This is a genomic window from Streptococcus nidrosiense, assembly GCF_042140045.1.
Classification (GTDB): Bacteria; Bacillota; Bacilli; order Lactobacillales; family Streptococcaceae; genus Streptococcus; species Streptococcus nidrosiense.
In genome coordinates, this window is sequence record NZ_CP152419.1 from 323,439 (window position 1) to 340,045 (window position 16,607).

The 16,607-nt window shown below is 39.9% G+C and carries 12 protein-coding genes; 2 read left to right on the forward strand and 10 right to left on the reverse strand.

Going from position 1 to position 16,607, the window contains the following annotated elements; translation table 11 throughout:
- Positions 1-205 precede the first annotated feature (205 nt).
- Both AAFQ93_RS01570 and strH read left to right on the forward strand, forming a co-directional pair.
- Positions 206-922 carry a GntR family transcriptional regulator gene (locus tag AAFQ93_RS01570; RefSeq protein WP_045762517.1) on the forward strand — a complete coding sequence of 239 codons (717 nt, stop codon included), beginning with the start codon at positions 206-208 and terminating at the stop codon, positions 920-922.
- A 271-nt stretch (positions 923-1,193) separates the two neighbouring features.
- Positions 1,194-5,063 carry an LPXTG-anchored beta-N-acetylhexosaminidase StrH gene (gene strH / locus AAFQ93_RS01575; protein ID WP_375555437.1) on the forward strand — a complete coding sequence of 1,290 codons (3,870 nt, stop codon included), beginning with the start codon at positions 1,194-1,196 and terminating at the stop codon, positions 5,061-5,063.
- 46 nt (positions 5,064-5,109) lie between these two features.
- Here the strand turns inward: strH and purB are convergent, their stop codons facing one another.
- From purB to purM, 10 genes are all read right to left on the reverse strand, one after another.
- Entirely contained in the window at positions 5,110-6,408 is a 1,299-nt protein-coding gene (purB, locus tag AAFQ93_RS01580; RefSeq protein WP_375555438.1) for an adenylosuccinate lyase, read from the reverse strand.
- A gap of 120 nt (positions 6,409-6,528) precedes the next feature.
- The gene (locus AAFQ93_RS01585; protein WP_223140334.1) at positions 6,529-7,257 is read right to left on the reverse strand and encodes a hypothetical protein; all 729 of its coding nucleotides are present in this window, start codon (positions 7,255-7,257) and stop codon (positions 6,529-6,531) included.
- A gap of 24 nt (positions 7,258-7,281) precedes the next feature.
- Entirely contained in the window at positions 7,282-9,084 is a 1,803-nt protein-coding gene (locus AAFQ93_RS01590) for a hypothetical protein (protein WP_375555439.1), read from the reverse strand.
- A gap of 38 nt (positions 9,085-9,122) precedes the next feature.
- Positions 9,123-10,196 carry a 5-(carboxyamino)imidazole ribonucleotide synthase gene (purK, locus tag AAFQ93_RS01595; protein WP_223140337.1) on the reverse strand — a complete coding sequence of 358 codons (1,074 nt, stop codon included), beginning with the start codon at positions 10,194-10,196 and terminating at the stop codon, positions 9,123-9,125.
- On the reverse strand, positions 10,183-10,671 hold the full coding sequence (gene purE / locus AAFQ93_RS01600; RefSeq protein ID WP_375555440.1) for a 5-(carboxyamino)imidazole ribonucleotide mutase: 489 nt from the start codon (positions 10,669-10,671) through the stop codon (positions 10,183-10,185). The genes purK and purE overlap by 14 nt, the downstream gene beginning before the upstream one ends.
- A 198-nt stretch (positions 10,672-10,869) precedes the next feature.
- On the reverse strand, positions 10,870-12,135 hold the full coding sequence (gene purD / locus AAFQ93_RS01605) for a phosphoribosylamine--glycine ligase (RefSeq protein ID WP_375555441.1): 1,266 nt from the start codon (positions 12,133-12,135) through the stop codon (positions 10,870-10,872).
- A gap of 121 nt (positions 12,136-12,256) precedes the next feature.
- Entirely contained in the window at positions 12,257-13,804 is a 1,548-nt protein-coding gene (gene purH, locus AAFQ93_RS01610; RefSeq protein ID WP_375555442.1) for a bifunctional phosphoribosylaminoimidazolecarboxamide formyltransferase/IMP cyclohydrolase, read from the reverse strand.
- Positions 13,797-14,864 carry a hypothetical protein gene (locus AAFQ93_RS01615; RefSeq protein ID WP_375555443.1) on the reverse strand — a complete coding sequence of 356 codons (1,068 nt, stop codon included), beginning with the start codon at positions 14,862-14,864 and terminating at the stop codon, positions 13,797-13,799. The genes purH and AAFQ93_RS01615 overlap by 8 nt, the downstream gene beginning before the upstream one ends.
- Positions 14,861-15,418: a phosphoribosylglycinamide formyltransferase gene (purN, locus tag AAFQ93_RS01620; RefSeq protein WP_375555444.1), complete on the reverse strand. Its 558-nt coding sequence runs from the start codon at positions 15,416-15,418 to the stop codon at positions 14,861-14,863. Before purN ends, AAFQ93_RS01615 begins: the two co-directional genes overlap by 4 nt.
- The gene (purM, locus tag AAFQ93_RS01625) at positions 15,418-16,440 is read right to left on the reverse strand and encodes a phosphoribosylformylglycinamidine cyclo-ligase (RefSeq protein WP_036756560.1); all 1,023 of its coding nucleotides are present in this window, start codon (positions 16,438-16,440) and stop codon (positions 15,418-15,420) included. The genes purN and purM overlap by 1 nt, the downstream gene beginning before the upstream one ends.
- Positions 16,441-16,607 lie beyond the last annotated feature (167 nt).

Genomic DNA, 16,607 nt, shown 5'->3' on the forward strand with positions numbered 1-16,607 from the left:
CTGAATTGTTTTCTAAAATTCTTGTAAAAAATTTTTTTCTTAAATATTTTCGATCTAGATTGCATAAATGTATGAGTTTATAACCGTAAATAATATGTAAGTCAATCACTTAGCCTATTATTTTATTTTTTTACATTATTTACTATCATTTTCAAACTATTTATGGTAGAATCGAAGATGGAGAAGGAAAAAATGAGGTGAAAATATGGCAATTCCAAAGTATCAATATATCAAAGATGAATTGAAAAACAAAATCATTTCAGGTCAATTTGCAAGTGGCGACAAGTTCTACACTGAAGCAGAATTGATTGCAATGTATGACGTAAGTTCAATCACTGTTGTTCGCGCCTTAAACGACCTTGCTAAAGACGGTTATATTGTCCGCCAACAAGGTAAGGGAACCTTTGTGGCTCGCGCTCGCAAGCACAAACTCGTAGAATTTTCTGATGTAGAAATTTTTGAAACCAAGGACGATAAAGTCACTGTTCTTTCTATTGAACGCGGTAACGATCTTAACTACTTAGAAAAATTGGGATTGCGTGGCGATCAATTTTATTACAAAATCGAACGTATCCGTGAATCTAACGGTGTTACTTATATCTACCACACATCTTATATCCCTGAACAATACATCAATGCAAACTATCCAAATCTTGAATACTATAGTTCTATCTATAATCGTTTCAAATTGGACTACCACATTCACATGAATGACGAGCATTTTGAAGAAATCAATGAAATTGTATTTCCAACTCCAGAACATGCTGCTTCTATTCTAGGAATCGACTCTCAGTTCCCAACTGTTCTCCAAACCAAGACAACTAAACTTGAGTCAACTGGCCAAGTGTTGGAATACATTGAAACTTACAAACGTTCTGATTTCTATAAGATTAAATTTATCTCATGTGATCGCGATCACTAAACATTAAAAAGTCTGAGACAATCGTTTCAGGCTTTTCTGTTTTTCATTATAGCACGCTAGCTTTTAGTAGGAAATATCAAATGACTTTAAACTATAATTTGGAGAAATTTTACTAAAAACAGAGTAAAAATTGAAAATTAGTTCAAATTAAATAACTTCTTATATTTTTTATAGGTATTTTATTAAAATACTTGACTTTACTAGTTTCAGATAATACAATGGAATCAGTTTGTGAAAACGCTACCAAAACAATAAATTAGGAGGTTATTTAATGAAACCAGAAAATAAACAGCGTTTCTCTATTCGTAAATACGCAATCGGAGCAGCTTCTGTCTTGATCGGCTTTGCCTTTCATGCGCAAGCTGTTGCCGCTGATGGAGTCGTACCTACTACAACAGAGAATCAACCTACTATCCAAGCTACAGGTGAATCGTCTCCACAGGCCAGCGAAGAAAAACTTGAAACTAGTCCTACACCAGAAGCCGTAGCTCCTGCAGCTCCAGCGACACCTGTAACAAATACTGAAGCACCAAAAATTGAAGCTACTCCTGCACCTGTTGTAGAAGAACCTGTTACAAATCAAGTCGCTCCAGCTGAATCAGAAGTAGTTAAAGAAGTCGAGAAGGCTGAAAAAGAAGATAATAAAGAAATTGCTAAAGTTGAAGCTCCTGCAGTCGCTACAGAGAAAGCAGCTCAAGTCAATGAAAAACTGGCTAAAAAGAAAATCGTTTCAATCGATGCAGGGCGTAAATACTTCTCTCCTGAACAACTGAAAGAAATCATCGACAAAGCCAAACACTATGGCTATACTGATCTTCATCTTCTAGTCGGAAATGATGGCTTGCGTTTTATGCTTGATGACATGTCTCTAACTGTAGGGGACAAAACTTATGCAAGCGATGATGTCAAACGCGCTGTTGAAAATGGAACTAATGCCTACTACAACGATCCAAACGGCAATCATCTAACTGAAAGCCAAATGACCGACTTGATTAACTATGCTAAGGATAAAGGTATTGGACTTATCCCATCTGTTAACAGTCCTGGCCACATGGACGCTATCCTTAATGCCATGAAAGAACTAGGTATTGAAAAGCCTAACTTTAACTATTTTGGTAAAGAATCAGCGCGTACTGTTGACCTTGACAATGAAAAAGCTGTTGCCTTCACAAAAGCTTTGATTGATAAGTATGCAGGCTACTTTGCTGGTAAGTCTGAAATCTTCAACATCGGTTTGGATGAGTACGCTAATGATGCTACTAATGCCAAAGGATGGAGCGTTCTTCAAGCCTATAAATGGTATCCAGAAGATGGATTCCCAGACAAAGGCTATGACAAATTCATCGCCTATGCTAATGACCTAGCTCGTATCGTCAAATCTCACGGTCTGAAACCAATGGCCTTCAACGACGGTATCTACTATAATAGCGACACTACTTTTGGTACTTTTGACAAGGACATCATCGTCTCTATGTGGACTGGTGGCTGGGGTGGTTACGATGTCGCTTCTTCTAAATTACTAGCTGAAAAAGGACACGAAATCCTCAATACTAACGATGCTTGGTACTATGTTCTCGGCCGTAATGCTGACGGACAAGGTTGGTACAACCTTGATCAAGGATTGAACGGCATTAAGAGCACACCGATCACTTCTGTACCAAAAACAGAAGGAGCTGACGTTCCTATTATTGGTGGTATGGTAGCAGCTTGGGCTGATACTCCATCTGCTCGCTACTCTCCATCTCGTCTCTTCAAGCTTATGCGTCAATTCGCAAACTCAAATGCTGAATATTTCGCTGCTGATTACGAGTCTGCTGAACAAGCTCTGAAAGAAGTTCCAACAGATCTTACTCGCTACACAGAAGAAAGTATTGCAGCCGTTAAAGAAGCTGAAAAAGCCATTCGCTCTCTTGATAGCAACCTCAGCCGTGCTGAACAAGATACCATTGACCAAGCGATCGCAAAACTCCAAGAAGCTGTTAGCAACTTGACCTTCACTCCAGAAGCTCAAAAAGAAGAAGACGCTAAACGCGAAGTTGAAAAACTAGCTAAAAACAAGGTAATCTCTATCGATGCTGGACGTAAATACTTCACGCTAGACCAACTTAAACGTATCGTAGATAAAGCCAGCGAACTCGGCTACTCTGACCTTCACTTGCTCCTTGGAAATGATGGACTTCGCTTCCTACTTGATGATATGAGTATCTCAGCAAACGGCAAGACTTATGCAAGCGACGATGTGAAAAAGGCCATCATCGAAGGAACAAAATCTTACTACGACGATCCTAATGGAACTACTTTGAACCAAGCTGAAATCACTGAGCTTATCCAGTATGCTAAGGACAAAGGGATTGGATTGATCCCAGCTATCAATAGCCCAGGTCACATGGATGCTATGCTTGTCGCTATGGAAAAATTAGGCATCGCAAACCCTCAAGCTAACTTTGACAAGGTTTCAAAAACAACTATGGACCTTGAAAACGAAGAAGCAATGAACTTTACAAAAGCCCTTATCGGTAAGTACATGGACTTCTTTGCAGGCAAGACTAAGATCTTTAACTATGGTACAGATGAGTATGCTAACGATGCTACCAATGCTCAAGGTTGGTACTACCTCAAGTGGTATGGTCTCTACGGTAAATTTGCTGAATACTCTAATAGTCTAGCTGCCATGGCTAAAGAAAAAGGTCTTCAACCAATGGCCTTTAACGATGGCTTCTACTACGAAGACAAGGATGATGTTGAGTTTGATAAAGACGTTATCATCTCTTACTGGTCTAAAGGCTGGTGGGGTTACAACCTTGCGTCTCCTCAATATCTAGCAAGCAAAGGTTATAAATTCCTTAACACAAATGGAGATTGGTACTACATTCTCGGTCAAAAACCAGAAGATGGCGGTGGCTTCCTCAAGAAAGCTATTGAAAATACTGAAAAAACTCCATTTAACCAGTTAGCATCAACTAAATATCCTGAAGTTGATCTACCTACTGTTGGTAGTATGTTAGCTATCTGGGCTGATAGACCAAGCGCAGAATACAAGGAAGAAGAAATCTTTGAACTCATGACTGCCTTTGCAGACCACAACAAGGACTACTTCCGTGCTGACTACAAAGCGCTACGCGAAGAACTTGCTCAAATCCCTGAAAACTTAGAAGGATACAGTACAGAAAGTCTCGACGCTCTCAAGGCTGCTAAAGACGCTCTGAACTACAACCTCAATCGTAATAAACAAGCTGAATTGGACACACTTGTAGCTAATCTCAAAGCTGCTAGACTTAGTCTTAAACCAGCTGCCACTCACTCAGGAAGCCTCGATGAGAGTGAAACTGCTGCTGCAGTTGAAAACCGACCAGAGCTTCTAGTTAAGACAGAAGAAATTCCGTTTGAGATTGTTAAGAAAGAAAATCCTAACCTTCCAGCAGGACAAGAGAAAGTCATCACTGAAGGTGTCAAAGGTGAACGGACTATCTATCTTTCAGTTGTGACTGAAAATGGCAAGCAAACAGAAACAGTTCTTGAAAGACAAGTAACGAAAGAAGCTATCAATCAAGTTGTCGAAGTTGGAACATTAACAACACATGTAGGAGACGAAAAAGGTCAAGCTCCTGTTGTAAATAAACCTCGAGTAGTCATCGAAGATGAAGAAATTCCATTTACAACCATCACTCGCGAAACTCCTTCACTACCTAAAGGACAAACTCGTCTAGTAACTGCAGGTGTCAACGGTCGTCGTAGCCATTTCTACTCTGTGACTACTGCTGCTGATGGATCTGAAGTTAAAACATTGGTTACTAGTGTTGTCGCTCAAGAACCAGTCGCTCAAGTTATCGAAGTTGGAAATCCTGTAACTCACGTCGGCAATGAACATGGTCAAGCAGCTATCGCTGAAGAAAAACCAGCACTAGAGATTCCAAATGTGTCAACTCCTGTTACAGAAGAAAAACCAAAACTAGAAATTCCAAATGAACCAGCTCCAGCATCTGCTTCTGCTGAGGAAAACAAAGCTCTTCCTCAAGGCCCAGCCCCTGTAGCAAAAGAAAATAAACTTCCTGAAACAGGAAACCAAGGTTCAGAATGGTTGATTGCTACTGGTCTTATGACTGCTCTCACAGCTTATGGACTTAGCAAGAAAAAAGATTAATCACAAATAAAAAGCGGGACAAAAGTCTCGCTTTTTATTGTGATTATTAGTCACCCAAACCGATGCGTTCGAAGATCTCATCCACACGTTTGGTATAGTAAGTTGGGTTAAAGATTTCGTCAATTTCTTCTTGAGTGAGGCGTGAAGTCACTTCTGGATCAGCTTCAAGAAGTGGTTTAAAGTCTACTTGGTTATCCCATGATTGGGCAGTCTTTGGTTGAACAAGGTCGTAAGCTTGCTCACGCGTCATACCTTTTTCAATCAAAGCAAGCATGGCACGTTGGCTGAAGATCAAACCAAATGTAGAGTTCATGTTGCGGATCATGTTTTCTGGGAAGACAGTCAAGTTCTTAACGATGTTTCCGAAACGGTTGAGCATGTAGTCAATCAAGATGGTTGTATCTGGTGCGATGATGCGCTCAGCTGATGAGTGAGAGATATCACGTTCGTGCCAGAGAGCTACGTTTTCATAAGCCGTAATCATGTGACCACGGATCACACGCGCAAGACCTGTCATATTTTCAGAACCGATAGGGTTGCGTTTGTGAGGCATTGCTGATGACCCTTTTTGACCCTTTGCAAAGAACTCTTCTACTTCACGTTGTTCTGATTTTTGAAGACCACGAATCTCAGTCGCCATACGCTCGATAGAAGTTGCGATGCTAGCAAGAACTGCAAAGTACTCAGCGTGAAGGTCACGAGGAAGAACCTGTGTAGAGATTTCTTGAGCACGGATTCCCAATTTATCGCAGACGTATTTTTCAACGAATGGTGGGATGTTGGCAAAGTTACCAACCGCACCAGAAATCTTACCAGCTTCCACGCCAGCAGCCGCATGCTCGAAACGCTCGATGTTACGTTTCATTTCACTGTACCAAGTTGCCAATTTAAGACCAAAAGTTGTCGGCTCAGCGTGCACACCATGGGTACGCCCCATCATGATAGTGAACTTGTGTTCTTTCGCTTTGTCAGCGATGATGTTAAGGAAGTTTTCAAGGTCCTTGCGGATGATATCGTTGGCTTGTTTGTAGAGGTAACCATAGGCAGTATCGACCACGTCAGTAGATGTCAAACCATAGTGAACCCACTTGCGCTCTTCACCAAGAGTTTCAGAAACCGCACGCGTGAAGGCAACCACATCGTGACGAGTCTCCTGCTCAATTTCCAAAATACGGTCGATGTCAAAGTCCGCTTTTTCGCGAATCAAAGCCACATCTTCCTTAGGGATTTCTCCCAACTCAGCCCATGCCTCGTCAGCCAAGATTTCCACCTCAAGCCAAGCACGGTATTTATTTTCTTCAGTCCAAATGTTCGCCATCTCAGGGCGACTATATCTTTCAATCATTTTTAGTTTTTCCTTTCCTTACTGATTATTCCATACACCACAAATAGTGAAACGTTAGTAAATAACTTGTTTTAAAATTATATTGAGTGTTTAGTAACCGTCTATAGCTTCAAGTTTTATTTATAAAATGTTTATTGTCTGTTCTCCAATTTTATAATCAACACCACCAATAGTAACCGCTTTTCGTAGAATGTCAGTTTGTTCTACTAAAATTAAATAATTGTCAGATGACAAATCAACATATTGTTTCAATTTTTCTGCGTCATTTGATTTTAGTCTTACCTCAAATATATCATGTAACAATATTTCATATGAACTAAATTGTTCTGCATAATGTAAACCACTATCATAAGTTCTGATAAACTCAAATTCAATATCCCTTAGATTTTGAATTTCTAATATATTTTTATCAATAATCTCTTCAATGAATTCTCTTACTACATTGACCTCCCTATTCCGTCTTGTTTTAAACCATTCCAAAAATTTTATAACATTTTTTGATTGTACATATACTCGTAAATCATTGGGAACCCTAAAATTTTCTTTTTTCTCATCAGTTACTTCTAATTTATTAGCAATATCTACAAAAGAGTCAAAATTCCTATATACTCCCCCAACTGGTTGATATTGATCCGCTATTTTTTCATTCTTAACTAATAAATACTTTCCATCAATCTTAATTCTAAATAGGTAAGCTATGCTGAATCTTACCTGATCTTCTCTAGCTTTCGTAACATTTGTACTTATCCATAATCCAAAATATTTTCTATTTGTCCAAATAAACATCAAAAATACACCTACAACAAAAGAAATAACTTCTGAAATAAATTTATCAATTAACCACATCATATTTCCCTTCTCCTAGTCACTTACTTATAGTAACTCACAAAATATCCCCATCTCGCTATAATTTAGGTCTCCCTTTTCATTTTGATAAAAATAAGGAATAATCTCACTTTTTAATTCATTAAACATTTCTAGTTTTCGACCATTCTTTTTTTCTTTTCGTCTTATATAAATAAATAACTCTAATAATACAATCCACCATCTAGACATAGCAATTCCTCGTAAAGGTAATGATTCTGAACTATCATTAAAAACATTATTCTTAGAAATATATTCATATTTCAACCGACTAAAAATTTTATTATTGTTAACCAAGTCATCTTTTACAAAAAGACTTAAAATAATAGGCTCTGTAGAGAAATTTCCTTCCTTTGCTTTAGATAAATAGTAGTCCAATTCTTGCTTTTGAATTCTTAATTCAGAATATTCTGTGATAAGATAATAGAACCAAATTTCAAATTCCGATTCTGAATAATACTCTAGTATGTAATTCCTATCTACAAGTAATTGTTTTATTAACTTGGGAACCACATTCTTAGCTACCTTGCTACAAATTTGATCAACTAATTTATAAACATGCGAAACCAATCTAGGCTGTATATAAGATACTTTCAGTACGAAAGGTATAAAATATGAAACTATCTTATCATCTAATCTCACTCTACCATCTTTTATTGCATTTTTTAATGTAGTTAATACAGTTTTTATCTGACTAAGATAATTTTGAGCAATTAGACTCTCTATATATTTCCTAAGTTGCTTATAGTTAACTTTATCCAGAGTTAGTGGTTCCCCACTAAAGTCAGTATCCAAATAAGGAAATAAGCGATAAATTTCATCTCTATTTGCCTTATTATCTTTTAAAAAACCTCTCCCTGTTTTAGTTTTTTCAAACTTTCGAGTCAATGAAAATGATCTAATCAATCTATCGAAAACCTCAATATTCTTTTCCAACTCCGATTGTGAGTACGAATAAAAAGAATAATCGTCGACATATCTATAATACATAGTAATGTTTTTGTTCTTAAATTTTGCATCAAGAGTGAGGCTTAAGAACTCTGCTGAAATGAAAGAGCTTATTGGCCCAGTTATGATTCCATTTGTTTGATTTCCATTGATTGCTCTATTATAGTTACCTAAGAATTTAAAAAATTCATCTATATTATCGCAAAAACTATTAAACGGTTCGTATGAACTAAGAACAAAAAAGATATTTGTATCAATCGATGAATAATAATTCTCTATGTCAGTAGATAAATAATATGGAGCACTCCCCTCAATTAACAGAGATTTCTCTTCATTTCTTTCAAAACTTATATTTGATTTCCTATTTAATTCATTAGTATAATTTTTGAATTTTTCAAAAAACTGTATATCTTGTTCAATAGTATAATCTTCTCCCAAGAATTGGATATCTTGATTTTCATAATCCATTATCCAAAATTCTTCTTGGTCTAAACCTAATATTGGAGAGTTGGATTTGTGTATAATATCCTCTATTTTTTCTGAATTATACAACTGCATAATCCAATCATTATGTGCATGCACTGCATTATAAACAAATGAAAAAAAGTATATCGGGTTCACTACTCCTAGCACTCTCTTGGAACCATTGTTTTTAAATGCAAAGTATTTTATCACCTCTGCACCATACTTCTTAACATACTTTGATTGAGACATTCCATTAAGATTTAACTCTACATAATTACCATTTCCAATTTTTTGATAAACCGGAATATCATCCTGTTTAACTTTGTCAAATAACCTATCTGGGTTTTTGAAATATTTATCTACAATCGGCGGTAAATTACTCGATACTATCTGTTCCATAAGTATCTTTATATTATATCTATCCTGTTTACTATGCATCAAAACTCCTCTACTTCATCCGGCACATCACTAAACAAAGTTACATGTCCCATCTTTCGATTGTGTTTCGCTTCTATTTTACCATATAAGTGGAGGTGGGCGCTTGGATTTTCTGTCACATATTTTTCAGCAGCCTCGACATGCTGGCCAAGAATATTGAGCATGACTGCTGGTGCATGTAGTTTGATGTCTGGCAATGGTTCTCCCAGAACACCCAGAATATGAGTGTCAAACTGAGAAAAGTCGCAGGCTTCAATCGAGTAGTGGCCTGAGTTGTGTGGACGTGGTGCAATTTCATTGACAATGATGTCGTCAGCTGTCGCAAACATTTCCACGCAGAGAGTTCCGGAAAGGTTCAGTTGTTCTGCGATTTGCACTGCCATCGCTTTGGCTTTTTCAGCTAGACTTTCTGAAATGCGAGCAGGCACAATGGTTTTTGAAAGAATGTTGTTGCGGTGGATATTTTCCTGAACGGGAAAGACTGTCACGTCCTTGCCGTTACCAGACACGATGACTGAAATCTCAAGATCAAAGTTGACAAACTCTTCCAAGACACAGTCTGCTGAATCAGCTAGTGTATAGGCTTCTTCCAAGTCTGCTTCTGAACGAATAACCTTTTGTCCATGACCATCGTAGCCACCAGTCGCCGTCTTGAGGACATAGTTTTTCGATAGGTCGATATCTGCCAAGTCTTGACTTGAGGTCACAACCTTGTAAGGTGCAACGGTTACTTTGGCCTTGTTTGAGAGAAAGTCCTTTTCAAAGATACGATTTTGAGAAATACGGAGCAAGTCCGTTCCTTGAGGGAGTTGCCCATCCTTGATAACAGCATCCAAACCGTCAGCATCCACATTTTCAAACTCATAAGTGAGGACATCGCAACGCTCCGCCAACTGGCGAAGAGCGTCCACATCATTATAAGGAGCCACGATAATCTCCGCCACGCGAGAGGCCGGACAATCCACTGCAGGATCCAGCGCGATAACCTTGTGACCCATGTAGATAGCAGAAATGGCCATCATCTGACCAAGCTGACCGCCACCAATAATTCCGATTGTTTTAGATGAGCTCATTTGTAGACTCCTCTGCGATTTTTCCTTGTTCTTCAGCAAAATTAGCAAGTGCAGTCGCGATGGTTTCGTCTTCTACTGAGAGGAGACGGAGGGCAAAGAGGGCAGCGTTAGTAGCACCTGCTTCACCTATAGCCATAGTTGCGACTGGTACGCCTCCCGGCATCTGAACGATAGAGTAGAGAGAATCCACACCGCTAAGCGCACGTGATTTGACGGGCACACCAATGACTGGAAGTGTAGTCTTAGCAGCGACCATCCCTGGCAAGTGAGCTGCACCACCCGCACCTGCGATGATGATCTTGATGCCACGGCTACGTGCTTCTTCCGCATGTTTGAACATGAGGTCTGGTGTACGGTGTGCGGAAACAACTTTCTTTTCGTAGACTACACCGAAGCGGTCTAGGACTTCTGCTGTTTTTTGCATGGTTGCCCAGTCGGATTTTGAGCCCATGATGATGGAAATTACTGGTTTCATAGTTAATATCCTTTTCTTTTTTGATAATGGTCTTAGATGGTGGGGACGCAAGCAAACCTTCGGTTTCATTCCTAAAATTTGATCCCAAGTCTCAAATTTTCCCTAGACCAGAACATTCACTGTTCTGGTCTTTTCACCACGGCGACCATTATCTTACTTTGGCTCGCTTTCGCTCGCCATTGTCAAATATAGTATCTGTTAATCTTTTAACGCTTTGCTTCCAATGTCATTTCGATAGAAGAGGCCTTCTGTTTTTTGTTGGGAGAGTTCTTGGTAGATGATATTTTGGCCGTCTTTGACGGTGTCTGCTGTTGTGACGAGCATATAGACGCGTCCGCCGTTTGAGAGGAGGTCTTGACCATTTTCAGCGAATTTAGCACCAGCATAGTAAGTGATGATGTCGCCCTCTGTCTTGGCTGGAAGTTTGACACCCTTCTCATAAGCAAGTGGATAGCCATTTGAAGCTACAACCACGCCTAGTGTCACACCCTTGTCCGTCCAAGTGATGGCTGGCTTTTTGCCATCCAAAATGTCAGTGATGTTTTCTGCAAAGTCAGATGTCAAACGAGGTAAGATGATTTGCGTTTCAGGATCGCCAAAACGAGAGTTGAACTCGATGACTTTCGGTCCATCAGCTGTCAAGATTAGCCCCGCGTAAAGGACACCAAGGTAAGGACGTCCTTCTTTAATCATACCTTCAAGAACTGGCTTGACAATAGTGTCAACCGCTGTGTCAACCACGCTCTGTGGCAAGTGAGGAACTGGCGCATAGGCACCCATCCCACCAGTGTTAGGACCTTTATCACCATCATAAGCACGTTTGTGGTCCTGAGCCGTTGGCATAATGTAGAACTTGTCACCATTGACAAAGGCAAAGAGAGAGAACTCTTCCCCGTCAAGGAATTCTTCGATAACTACACGCGCACCTGAATCACCGAATTTATTGTCCAAAAGCATCTCATGAGTAGCTTCGACTGCTTGCTCAACTGTCTCCGCAACGACGACACCTTTACCAAGAGCCAAGCCGTCTGCCTTGACGACGATTGGAGCGCCTTTATCCTCGATATAAGCCTTGGCTTCCTCAAAATCTGAAAATGTCCCATAGGCTGCTGTCGGAACGTTGTATTTGACCATGATTTCCTTAGCAAAATCCTTAGACCACTCCAGTTCAGCCGCAGCCTTGGTAGGACCAAATGCCCTGAGACCTGCCGCATTGAAATCATCTACGATCCCAGCCGCAAGGGTATCATCTGGACCGATAAAGGTCCAAGCAATATCGTTGGCTTTTGCGAAGTCAATCAGCTTAGAATGTTCGGAAATAGAGATATTTACCAAATCCAAACCATCTAAGGTCATCCCGTCATTCCCAGGAGCCACGAAAACTTGCTCAACGTCCTTAGACTCCAACAACTTTTTGGCAATCGCGTGTTCACGACCACCTGAGCCGACAACTAACAGTTTCATCTCTCAACCTCTTTTGCGAATTATTTACTAACATTATACCATAAACGTTCGTTTTAATCTTATTTCGTTCAGCTTTTTAATCAAAAAAAGGAAAGAAACTGTTTTCTTCCCTTTTATTTTCTTAATGTCTAAAATGTCTCACTCCTGTGAAGACCATAGTCAAGCCGTATTTATCAGCAGCCTCGATGGATTCTTGGTCACGGACTGATCCACCCGGTTGGATGATGGCCTTAATACCTGCTTTAGCAATTTCTTCCACATTATCAGCAAACGGGAAGAAGGCGTCTGAAGCAAGAACAGCGCCATCAAGACGGTCTTTAGCCTGGTCAATAGCGATGCGGACTGAAGCCACGCGATTGGTTTGACCTGGGCCAACACCAAGTGTCATGTGGTCATTGGTCACGATGATACCGTTAGATTTGACGTACTTGATAGCCTTCCAAGCAAACTCAAGAGCTGTCGCTTCTGTCTCAGTTGGTTGGCGTTTAGTCACCACTTGCCAGTCAGCTGGACTTTCTTTGACAACGTCTTGGTTTTGAACGAGGAGACCACCAACAACACCTGTGTATTCTGCTTCTACTTCGCTCGCTTCTTGAGCATCAAATGGCAAGGCAAGGATTCGCAAGTTTTTCTTTTTATTAGTCAAAATAGCTAGCGCCTCATCCGTATAGCTTGGTGCGATGATGATTTCAAGGAAAACACCGTGCATTTTTTGAGCTGTCGCAGCATCTACTTCACGGTTGAGAACGACAATACCACCAAAGATAGACACTGGATCAGACTCATAAGCGTAATCCCAAGCAGTTTCGATATCGTCAGCTTGACCGATCCCACATGGATTCATGTGTTTGAGAGCCACAACTGTTGGACGGTCTTTGAAATCACGGATGATACGGATAGCAGCGTCTGCATCGCGAATATTGTTAAAGGACAATTCCTTGCCGTTAAGCTGTTTAGCTGATGCAATCGAGTAAGCCGTTGGCAAACCTTTTTGGTAGAAGTCAGCGTCTTGTTGCGGGTTTTCACCGTAACGCATTGGTTGCTTAAGGTCATAAGTCAAAGTGAGTTTCTCAGGTTTACTTTCCCCTACTTGAGCTGTGAAGTATTCTGCGATTAAAGCATCATAAGCTGCTGTATGACGGAAGACTTTAGCTGCTAAACGTTGGCGAGTTTCGTAGCTTGTTTCGCCGTTTGCTGTCAATTCGTCAAGAACAACAGCGTAGTCAGCAGGGTCTACCACAACTGTGACGCTAGCGTGGTTTTTAGCTGCTGAACGAAGCATAGATGGTCCACCGATATCGATGTTTTCAACCGCATCAGCGTAAGTCACATCTGGTTTAAGAATCGTTTCCTTGAATGGGTAAAGGTTGACCACAACAAGGTCGATCAATTCAATCTTGTTGTCCTTAGCAGCCTCTAGGTGACTATCGAGATCACGACGAGCAAGAAGACCACCGTGGATATTTGGGTGAAGGGTCTTCACACGACCATCCATCATCTCTGGGAAACCAGTCACATCGTCGATAGCAATGGTATCAACACCAGAATTATCAAGGGCAACCTTGGTCCCACCTGTCGAGATGAGATCCCAACCAAGTTTTTTAAGTTCTTGGGCAAATTCAACGATGCCCGCTTTGTCTGAAACACTAATTAGTGCACGTTTAGTCATTATTATTCTCCAATCTTAACTGTTCTACAAATTCTCTAGTTTCTTCTTCGTCAAATTTTAATGTGCACAAAGTAGGATTTTCCTCATCAATATAAGCAATAAATGATAGCACCCCAAAACTTCTGTTTTTTTCGTTATAAGCATTTTCATATTGATTTGCTGAATTATTGAAAATATAATCTCGAATAACCGAAGGTAATTGAAATGTAAGCTCATACTGTTTATAATCTCTAGTTGGTCTAATTAGCCATACATCATTCTCATTTTCATTCCATGTGATTGTTACTTCTTGATGCGGATTTCTACGTAATGAATCACGAAACTTTTCATCGTCATTAGGTATAAGCGCTATAATTTGTGAACTCTTTGTGCTCGCTATATAAATACTTCCAACATTTTGCAATTTATCTACAAATTCATGCACAATTGGTTGGCGACTGTCAAAATCAAACCAGCTATTTAGTTGATCATAACTTAAACTATTAATCCACCTAGAAAAATCCTCTTTAAAGTTATTAAAAATATCGCTACTAATATCATTGCGAATATTGTGAATGGAAAACAATCTATCTACAATTTGATTTATAAAATCCCTGATCCAGCTATAATAGCCAGATGATAAATCCATTAAATAAATCTTATGAGCTATAGCCAATCTTTGAGCAGCATCTGTAAATCCCGATGTCGAAAAAAGAGCATAATTATAATGATATTTAGGCAACTTTAACTCTTGACTAGTCATCTCAACTGTAGAATAATTAGTATTTACGTCTTGTAGAATACCTATTCCCATTCTAACTCTATCTATACCTACCTTATTACTGGTATAAAATTTAGCCTCTAAAAATAAACGTATAGGATATACAAATGGTGGTGTAATACGAAACGTTCCTAACGAATCAAATTGATGGTAACCACCTCTCCCCTTGATATTTAGGCCATTCCTAGGTAAATCTACAATCTCATTATCGGTACTCGTTACTAAATCATATCCGTTAACTTTTAATAACTTAGCCAGTACAATTTCTAATAAATATCCTTTGGCTTGTGGTTTTTTCATAATTTCCTCTCCACTCCCAAACAATCCAAGACTTCTGGATAAAGTTTGTACTCTGTTTCGTGGATGCGAGTCTCGAAAGTATCAAGGGTATCCCCTTCAAGGCGTGGCACACGGACTTGTTTGATGACCTTACCGGTATCAACACCAGAGTCCACCCAGTGAATAGTCACGCCAGACTGGTCAACGCCTGCATTCCAAGCATCCTCAATACCATGAGCGCCTGGAAATTCAGGGAGATAAGCTGGATGAATATTGATGATACGGCCTTCATAAGCTGCTAGCAAGGTTGGGCCGACGATTTTCATGTAACCTGCAAGACAAACCAAGTCAATCTGGTGTTCATCCAAGAGTTCGACAATGGCTCCTTCATAGTCTGCCTTGTTCTCAAACTCTTTAAGTTCAAAGGCATAAGATAAAACACCAAGCTTTTCGGCACGCTCTAAGACATAGGCATCCCTGTGATCTGAAAAAACAAATTCTACTGGAAATTGTTCCGCAATCACCTGAAAGTTTGAGCCGTTACCAGAGGCAAAAACAGCAATTTTTTTAGCCATTATTTAATCACCACACTTGCATCCGTCTTCTTCACAATCCGACCGATTTCATAAACAGGTTCGTCAAGAAGTTCTTTGACACGTTCCACATTCTCTGGTTTAACCGCAAGCATGAGACCGATACCCATGTTGAAGATTTCAAACATCTCTTCGTGTTTGATTTGGCCATATTTTTCAAGAGCTTTGAAAATTGGAAGGACTGGGACTTTGCTTTCGTCAATTTCAGCAGCCAAGTCATCTGAGAACATACGTGGTACATTTTCGATGAAACCACCACCTGTGATGTGGGCAATTCCGTTGACCAATTCTTCTTTGATGAGTGGCAATGCTGCTTTGACGTAGATACGAGTTGGTTCCAAAAGAACGTCTTTAAGTTTCTTCCCTTCCAATTCTGGGAGAACTTCTTCACCTGTGTAATCAGCAAAGACACGACGGACGAGCGAGTAACCATTTGAGTGGATACCACTGGAAGCAAGTCCGAGAAGGACGTCTCCCTCTGCTACTTTTGAACCGTCGATGATTTGGCTTTTTTCAGCTACACCTACTGCGAAACCAGCCAAGTCATAGTCATCTTCACCATACATACCAGGCATTTCAGCCGTTTCACCACCGATAAGGGCAGCACCAGCTTGCACACAACCTTCAGCTACACCAGCAACGACTTGTTCTAGTTTAGCTGGTTCATTTTTCCCAGTCGCTACATAATCTAGGAAGTAAAGAGGCTCTGCACCTGCAGCGATGATATCATTGACACACATAGCCACACAGTCTTGACCGATGGTATCGTGTTTGTCGTACTTGATAGCAAGCATGAGTTTAGTTCCGACACCATCAGTTCCTGAGATCAAAACAGGTTCTTTGACACCTGTTTTTGAAAGGTCGAACATACCACCGAAACCACCAAGAGCTCCCATAACACCTGCACGCTCTGTACGGGCAACGTGTTTTTTGATACGTTCAACAACTTCATAACCCGCTTCAACGTCCACACCAGACTGCGCATAAGCATTCTTATTTGTCATTTTATTCATTCCTTTTCTTTTTTTGAGAAAGACTGCGACGTATTTTTAGATAAACAATTATTTTATCTAAAAATACTAGTCAGGTCTCTAGCTTTGGTCCCATAGGAGAAAGCGTCTACTGACAAATGCTTTAGCTTTTAGTCAGTAGTGAGACATGGCGCGTAAGC

Bases quoted from the DNA above. Each gene is read 5' to 3' on its own strand.
- AAFQ93_RS01570 (WP_045762517.1), top strand. From the start codon at position 206: ATGGCAATTCCAAAGTATCAATATATCAAAGATGAATTGAAAAACAAA.
- strH (WP_375555437.1), top strand. From the start codon at position 1,194: ATGAAACCAGAAAATAAACAGCGTTTCTCTATTCGTAAATACGCAATC.
- purB (WP_375555438.1), bottom strand. From the start codon at position 6,408: ATGATTGAAAGATATAGTCGCCCTGAGATGGCGAACATTTGGACTGAA.
- AAFQ93_RS01585 (WP_223140334.1), bottom strand. From the start codon at position 7,257: ATGATGTGGTTAATTGATAAATTTATTTCAGAAGTTATTTCTTTTGTT.
- AAFQ93_RS01590 (WP_375555439.1), bottom strand. From the start codon at position 9,084: ATGGAACAGATAGTATCGAGTAATTTACCGCCGATTGTAGATAAATAT.
- purK (WP_223140337.1), bottom strand. From the start codon at position 10,196: ATGAGCTCATCTAAAACAATCGGAATTATTGGTGGCGGTCAGCTTGGT.
- purE (WP_375555440.1), bottom strand. From the start codon at position 10,671: ATGAAACCAGTAATTTCCATCATCATGGGCTCAAAATCCGACTGGGCA.
- purD (WP_375555441.1), bottom strand. From the start codon at position 12,135: ATGAAACTGTTAGTTGTCGGCTCAGGTGGTCGTGAACACGCGATTGCC.
- purH (WP_375555442.1), bottom strand. From the start codon at position 13,804: ATGACTAAACGTGCACTAATTAGTGTTTCAGACAAAGCGGGCATCGTT.
- AAFQ93_RS01615 (WP_375555443.1), bottom strand. From the start codon at position 14,864: ATGAAAAAACCACAAGCCAAAGGATATTTATTAGAAATTGTACTGGCT.
- purN (WP_375555444.1), bottom strand. From the start codon at position 15,418: ATGGCTAAAAAAATTGCTGTTTTTGCCTCTGGTAACGGCTCAAACTTT.
- purM (WP_036756560.1), bottom strand. From the start codon at position 16,440: ATGACAAATAAGAATGCTTATGCGCAGTCTGGTGTGGACGTTGAAGCG.